Annotated in this window: 5 protein-coding genes; 1 reads left to right on the top strand and 4 read right to left on the bottom strand. The window is 64.5% G+C overall.

The features are described 5' to 3' along the window. The 4 genes from ABIA70_RS21580 to ABIA70_RS21565 all read right to left on the bottom strand — a co-directional run. Positions 1-186, bottom strand: a 186-nt coding sequence (locus ABIA70_RS21580; protein ID WP_354149640.1) for a hypothetical protein, incomplete at its 3' end; no start/stop codon positions are given. 102 nt (positions 187-288) lie between these two features. Then, on the bottom strand, positions 289-1,509 hold the full coding sequence (gene fdhA, locus ABIA70_RS21575) for a formaldehyde dehydrogenase, glutathione-independent (RefSeq protein ID WP_354149639.1): 1,221 nt from the start codon (positions 1,507-1,509) through the stop codon (positions 289-291). Positions 1,510-1,629: 120 nt separating this feature from the next. Beyond that, positions 1,630-3,045, bottom strand: a complete 1,416-nt coding sequence (locus ABIA70_RS21570) for a ferredoxin reductase (RefSeq protein WP_354149638.1) — start codon at positions 3,043-3,045, stop codon at positions 1,630-1,632. Beyond that, positions 3,042-4,343, bottom strand: coding sequence for an aromatic ring-hydroxylating oxygenase subunit alpha (locus ABIA70_RS21565; protein WP_354149637.1), 1,302 nt, complete (start codon positions 4,341-4,343; stop codon positions 3,042-3,044). The genes ABIA70_RS21570 and ABIA70_RS21565 overlap by 4 nt, the downstream gene beginning before the upstream one ends. A gap of 161 nt (positions 4,344-4,504) precedes the next feature. Between ABIA70_RS21565 and ABIA70_RS21560 the strand changes: the two genes are divergently transcribed. Beyond that, positions 4,505-5,437: a LysR family transcriptional regulator gene (locus ABIA70_RS21560; protein WP_354149636.1), complete on the top strand. Its 933-nt coding sequence runs from the start codon at positions 4,505-4,507 to the stop codon at positions 5,435-5,437. Positions 5,438-5,687: the final 250 nt, after the last annotated feature.

Raw genomic sequence — 5,687 nt, 5'->3', positions numbered from 1 at the left:
GGCGGTACGAAGCTCTTCCAGGATCTGGACGTACTCCTCTGAATCCGGCAGGCCCTCTGCGCCTCCGCCCTCCGGATCAAGGACAGCAGGGCTGGTGTCTACGTCCGCGGGGACATCAATGACAGTTGCGGTGTCGGCGGACGACTCCTCGGGGGTGGAGAGTTGTAAGTCACGGCTAATAGCCATGAGCGAATCCTTTGCTCGGCGAATGATGGGCTTGCGGGTAAAACAGGACCTTAAACGGGCGGAAGCCCCCGACCTTCCGCCCGCGCTGACTCATTTCCCGGACTAGTTGCTGAGGTAGCCGTTCGGGTCCAGGACATACTTCGTGGCGGCTCCGGCATCAAATTCCGCGTACCCCCGCGGGGCATCCTGGAGGGGAATTGCCGTGGCGTTGACCGCCCTGGCGATGTGGATCCTGTCATGCAGGATCGCCATCATCAGCTGCCGGTTGTATTTCATCACCGGGCACTGGCCGGTCGTGAAGGAGAGGGACTTCGCCCACCCGGTGCCCAGGGACAGGGACAGGCTGCCCTTCTGGGCCGCCACGTCCGCGGCACCCGGATCCCCTGTGACGTAAAGGCCGGGAATGCCCACCGATCCGCCGGCGGCGGTGAGGTCCATCAGAGAATTGAGCACGGTGGCCGGCGCCTCCTGGGCCCCGGCGCCGTGTCCATGTCCACGGGCCTCGAAACCGACCGCGTCGATACCGGCGTCGACCTCCCGGGCGCCGAGAAGCTGCTCGATCTGGTCAGCCGGATCGCCGTTGGCCACGTTGACGGTTTCGCAGCCAAAGGATCGGGCCTGGGCCAGGCGATCCTCATTGAGGTCCCCCACGATGACCACCGCGGCCCCCAGCAGTTGCGCGCTGGCCGCCGCGGCAAGCCCCACGGGACCGGCCCCGGCAACATAGACGGTGGACCCGACTCCAACACCTGCCGTGACGGCTCCGTGGAATCCGGTCGGGAGGATGTCCGAGAGCATGGTCAGGTCCATGATCTTCTCCAGCGCCTGGTCACGGTCCGGAAATTTCAGCAGGTTCCAGTCTGCGTAGGGGACCAGGACGTATTCGGCCTGTCCGCCGACCCAGCCGCCCATGTCGACATAGCCGTAGGCGGACCCGGGCCGGTCCGGGTTCACGTTCAGGCAGATCCCGGTCTTGCCCTCCTTGCAGTTCCGGCAGCGCCCGCAGGAGATGTTGAAGGGGACCGAGACGATGTCGCCGACCTTGATGAACTCGACGTCGGGCCCGGTCTCGATGACTTCCCCGGTGATCTCGTGCCCCAGGACGAGACCGGCCGGGGCGGTGGTGCGGCCGCGGACCATGTGCTGGTCCGAGCCGCAGATGTTGGTGCTCACGGTACGCAGGATGACCCCGTGCGGGACCTTCCGACCGATATTGACGGGGTTGACGCCCGGGCCGGCCTGCAGTTCAAAGGTAGGAAACGGGGTATCGATGATTTCCACGATCCCCGGTGCCTTGTATGCAACGGCTTTGTTACCTGACATTGAATGGCTCCTATGGGGTTGGCGATTGAACCCTCACGGTGATGCTGGTCGCAGCAGGCACTCGGTGAGGAAAGTTGTTGTCAGTTTCGTGAAGCAAGTTGGGTGTATTGATGCGCGTAGCTAGGCATCGATGACCAGATCGGTCCGCGCGGTGGAGCAGCAGGGCAGGAACTTGCCTGCATCGATTTCCCGTGCACGGATCCCGCCCTGGTGGTTCATATCGACCTCGCCGGAAAGCTTGACCACCTTGCAGGAGCCGCACATGCCCTCCTTGCAGTTCGCGCCGATCCTGACGCCCGCACGCTGGGCCACCCCGAGGATGTGTTCGGAGGGATCGATGCGCACGTTGATGCCGGTGCGCATGAAGGACAGGGTGAGGCTTCCCGTTCCGACCGTGTCGAAGCTCGAGGCATCGGGGGACCCGGCCTCCGGCCTGACGTCCGGATCGCCGGCGGGGGCTTCGGGACCGGGCGCGTCCAGGTCGACGGCTTCCAGCGGCAGCCCCGTGGCGTCCAGGGTCCCCTCCGCGTCGTAGCCGGGCTCGTAGAGCCCGAACGCGGCGGGCTGGCCTTCGTAGTAGTCCTCGGCGGATTGGGCGATTTCCTCGGCGATTTCCTCCGCGATGTCCCCTGCCAGCGCGACCTCCGCCTGGTATTCGAGGAGCGTCTGGCGGTCGCCCGAGAAGAATTCCATGTAGATGGAGGTGTCGTCGACGCCGACTTTCCTAAGGAGCTCGGTGGCGGTGTTCAGGTAGCCCTCGGGTCCGCAAGCATAGACCTGGCGGCCGTTGGCATCGGGGGCTACCTCGTCGAGCATGGCTGCGGTCAGCCTTCCAGTGAGCCCTTCCCACCCCTCCGGTTTGCTGCGGTCGCCCAGGGAGTAGAAGACCTTGACACGCGAGTCCACTGAGGCGATGTAGGCCAACTCCTTGTGGAAGGCAAAGTCTCCGGCCGCCGCTCCGTGGTAGAGCACCACAACATCGGCCTGTCCGGGCAGGGAGTGGATGGTCCGGACCATCGACATGATGGGGGTAATGCCTGCGCCAGCGGCCAGGAGGAGGTACCGTGCCCGCCGGTCGACGTCGGGCAGGTGGAAAGCCCCGACCGGTCCGAGCATGTCCAGAACGGTGCCGGGTTTGACGTTCTGATGCACCCACGGGGAGACCCGTCCCGTGGGGTCGCATTTGACGGTGATGTCGAAGGTCCATGGCTTGGTGGGCGAACTGGACAGCGAGTAGCTGCGGTCCGCTGCGTCCCGGTCCTCGCCGTCCACGGGAAAGGCGACGTTTACGTATTGGCCCGGGCGGAACGCCAGCGGCGCACCGTCGCAGCGGCGGAACACGAAGGTCATCATGCCGCCCACCTCGGGAACGGTCTCGACACATTCGGCCATGAACTCCTGCGGATGCCAGGGGCCCAAGGCGCGGGCGGCCCTGGCGGGTGCCTCGGTGCTGCCCATGACCCTGTTCCACGGCATCTCAAGACCGCGGATGCGCTGTGGTTCCTGGACGGCCGTCTCAGTGAGGAGTTCAATCATGCCAACTGCTCCTGCACGCGGTGCACGTACCAGTTGATGAACGCCTCGACCTGGTATTCGCTCTTCATGTACGGGCCGGGCTGGTATGCGGGGCTGCCCGCGCCTTTCTGGCACAGCTCCACAAACGCCTTGTCCTGCAGATTGGTCTGCTTCCAGGTGTAGGTGAGTTTGTCCAGGTCGTAGTCGACGCCTTCCTCGGCGTCGTCAGCCACCAGCCAGGTGGTGCGTACCAGCGTCTGGTGTTCGTTAACGGGGAAGACGGCGAACGTGATGACGTGGTCCCCGAGGAAATGGAACCAGCTGTTGGGCTGCAGGTGCATCGAGCAGCGGCCAAGGCGGAAGTCCCGCAGGTCGCCGAGCAGCTTCTTGGAGAGCCTGCGCCCATCGGGCGAGAACGATTCGCCCTCACCGTCGAGCGATTCCCGTGAGATGCGGATTCCCGCTATGCGCGTGTCAAGCTCCTCAACGACCTCATAAGGGAGGCCATAGCGGCGGCAACGTTCCTCAAGCGAGGACTGTGCTTCCTTGTTGCGGTCCCACACTTCCTCGAGATGGGCCGGCACCAGGCCCTCCGTCAGGCCCCAGGTGGGAAAGAGGGAGCAGGCGAGCTCCGGGTGGCCGTCGCAGTGGTAGCACTCACGGTTGTTCTCCATGACGAGCTTCCAGTTGCCCTCTTCGATGATGTTCTGCTGGTAGGCAATCTTCGTCTTGGACAGATCGTGGGGGGCCAGGTAGGGCTCGAAAATCTTGGAGGTCTCGTCGAAGTCTGCGGGCGGTTCGTCAGCAATGCAGACGAAGATGAGCCCGGCAACCTCGCGGCTATGGGCGCGCTTGAGGGCGAAGCAGTTCTTGTCGAACTTGGCTTCGCCGGGGGCGGATGCGTGGATCAGGTTGCCCTCGGGGGAGTACGTCCAGGAGTGGTAGCCGCAGACCAGGTTTCCAGTGGAACCGGCAGCTTCGGTCAGGACGCGTGCACCGCGGTGGCGGCAGACGTTGTGCAGGACGTTGACGTCGCCCTCGTCGGTGCGCAGCACGATCAGGGAGTAGGGGCCGTAGTCGACCGTGATGTAGTCGCCCGGCTCCGGCAGCTCGGCAACGCTTCCGGCAAAGATCCAGTGCTGGCCGAAGATGGCCTCCATGTCGAGCTTGAAGATCGTCGGGTCGGTGTAGAAGGGGGCGTCGAGGGAATATCCCACGCGCCGGAACTCGAACAACCCGCTGATCTCCGCCAGCTGCTCTGCAGGCAAAGATGAAGCGAGTTTTCCGCGAGAGTTGAGGGGCAAGACTGGAACGGACATGTGTTTCCTCCCGGGAGGCGTGGATAAGGGTGTGATTCGTGGGGACCACGGCTGCGTGGGGTGCGAGCGGCGTTGTCGAAAACCTTGTAATGATGAGATTAGGGATCATTGATCCACAACAAAAGCGCAAGATTTTGAAGATATCCGTGCACAATAGGTGCATGATCGATGCGCGGCTCATCACACTTCGGGTATTTGCCCGGTGCGGCACCATTGGTGCAACCGCGGAGCTCACAGGGTATTCCCCCTCCGCCGTCTCTGCGCAGTTGCGGGAGCTCCAGCGCCTGCTTGGAATGCAGCTGCTGACGAAGGACGGCCGTGGTGTGCGGCTGACCGCCACGGGCCGCTTTCTCGTGGAGGGCTCGGACACCCTTATTGCGGAATGGGAGAGCCTGCGCGCAGCTGCCATGGAGGCCGGCGACCAGGTGCCGTCCCGTTTTGGGCTCGGCGGATTCTCGACGGCGGCCGCGCAGTTGCTTGCGCCGCTGGCCGCCACCCTGCGTTCGACACGCCCCCTGCTGGAGGTGCAGGTACTGGAGGCCAACCCGGCCCGCTGCTTCGACTTGTTGGTTGCCGAGCGAATCGACCTGGCGGTCATCGTCGCCATGCAGTCCGACACCTATGTTGAGGACGACCCCCGCTTCGAGCAGACCGTCCTGCTCGATGATCCCCTGGACGTGATCATTCCCGCCGACCATTCCCTGGCATCGCGGGACACGGTGACGCTTGAAGAGCTCGCGTCGGAACCCTGGATCACCGAGGCCGCCGGGTCCACGTACCACTCCCTCTTCACCGCGGCGTTCACGGCAGTTGGGGTGACACCACGGATTGCCCATGAGGCCGTTGAATGGGAAACCCAGATCGCCTTCGTTGGTGCGGGGCTGGGCGTGGGCCTGCTGCCGCGATTGGCGCCCCTGCGTGGTGCCGAAAACGTCGTTCGACTGCGCATTACCGGCAAAGGGAAGCCCACGCGCCGCATTGTCGCTGCGGTGCGGAGGGGCAGCATCGCTTCGCCCCTGATCCAGGAGTCGCTCGGCATCCTGCAGATCAGGGCCAATCGGATTCTCGCCGCTCGACCCGAAGACGATCTCTGACATCGCATTGGCCGCGGCTCGTCGCTGACGGGTTGGCTGGGGGTGTGGGTGTGCCCCGGTGGCACGGGCTGGGGGCCGTGTGCCGCCGGGGCGGTTGTGGTGGTGGTGGTGGGTTTAGTGTGTGTTCGGGTTTGGTTGCGGGGTTGTGGTGGTGGGGATGGTGCCTGTGTGGGTGCCGCCTTGGTGGGAGTCGGGGTCGGGGCATGTGTCGGCGCAGTCGTGTTTGGTGACGAGGTCGAATTGGATGCCG

This window comes from Arthrobacter sp. 754, assembly GCF_040548695.1.
GTDB lineage: Bacteria > Actinomycetota > Actinomycetes > Actinomycetales > Micrococcaceae > Arthrobacter.
The sequence above is the reverse complement of the archived record's forward strand: the minus strand, read 5'-3'. Positions and strand labels throughout refer to the sequence as shown.